This window comes from Kitasatospora sp. NPDC059599 (assembly GCF_042735125.1).
Lineage (GTDB): Bacteria > Actinomycetota > Actinomycetes > Streptomycetales > Streptomycetaceae > Kitasatospora.
Window position 1 is genome coordinate 1 of sequence record NZ_JBHWCL010000305.1, and the last position, 1,557, is coordinate 1,557.

1 protein-coding gene is annotated in these 1,557 nt (G+C 65.2%); it reads left to right on the forward strand.

Going from position 1 to position 1,557, the window contains the following annotated elements; all coding sequences use genetic code 11:
• Window positions 1-1,557 (forward strand): condensation domain-containing protein (locus ACFV04_RS43705; protein ID WP_380536650.1); only part of this gene is annotated, 1,557 nt, incomplete at both ends.

Below are 1,557 nucleotides of genomic sequence, written 5' to 3' on the forward strand. Positions count from 1 at the left end.
ATCGACGACAACTTCTTCGAACTCGGCGGACACTCCCTGCTCGCAACCCGCCTGATCAGCGGCATCCGCACCGCCCTGAACGCCGAACTCCCCCTGCGCACCCTCTTCGAAGCCCCCACCATCGCCCAGCTCGCCCCCCACTGCGACGACACCACCACCGACCTACGCCCCACCCTCCAGCCGGCCACCCGCCCCGAACGGCTCCCCCTCTCCTACGCCCAACGACGCCTCTGGTTCCTCAACCAACTCCAAGGCCCCAGCCCCACCTACAACATCCCCTTCGTCATCCACCTCACCGGCCACCTCGACCACCACGCCCTCCACCAAGCCCTCACCGACCTCACCACCCGCCACGAAACCCTCCGCACCACCTTCCCCACCACCGCAGGAACCCCCCACCAACACATCCTCACCCCCGAACAAGCCACCCCCCAACTCCCCACCACCCACACCACACCCGAAAACCTCCCCACCCAACTCGACCACACCATCCGCCAAGGATTCGACCTCGCCACCCAACCCCCCATCCGCGCCCACCTCTTCACCACCAGCCCCACCGACCACACCCTCGCCATCGTCATCCACCACATCGCCGCCGACGGCGAATCCGTCACCCCCCTCCTCACCGACCTCCTCACCGCCTACCAAAACCACACCGAACACCACACCGAAACCCGCACCCCCCTCCCCGTCCAATACGCCGACTACACCCTCTGGCAAAACCAACTCCTCGGCGACGAAAACAACCCCACCCCCCTCGCCACCCGCCAACTCGACTACTGGCGCCAAACCCTCCACAACCTCCCCGAAGAACTCCAACTCCCCTACGACCACCCCCGACCCGCCGAAGCCAGCCACCACGGCCAACTCACCACCTTCCACCTCGACCCCCAACTCCACCACCAGCTCAACCACCTCGCCCACACCACCGGCACCAGCCTCTTCATGGTCCTCCAGGCCGCCCTCACCACCCTCCTCACCCGCCTCGGCGCCGGCACCGACATCCCCATCGGCACCCCCATCGCCGGACGAACCGACCACAACCTCGAAAACCTCGTCGGATTCTTCGTCAACACCCTCGTCCTGCGCACCGACACCTCCGGCAACCCCACCTACCGCGACATCCTCCACCGCACCAAAGAAACCAACCTCGCCGCCTACACCCACCAAGACATCCCCTTCGAACGCCTCGTCGAAATCCTCAACCCCACCCGCACCATGGCACGCCACCCCCTCTTCCAAACCATGATCACCCTCCAAGGAGACCCCCACCCCACCACCCAACTCCCCCACCTCCACGCCCGCACCCAAACCCTCCTCACCGGAATCGCCAAATTCGACCTCTCCTTCGGATTCGTCGAACACACCGACACCAACGGCACCCCCACCGGAATAGACGGCTACCTCGAATACGCCACCGACCTCTTCACCCACCACACCGCACACAACCTCACCACCCGACTCCACAACCTCCTCCACACCATCACCCAAAACCCCGACACCCCCATCCACCACATCAACACCCTCACCGACCACGAACACCACCAACTCCTCCGC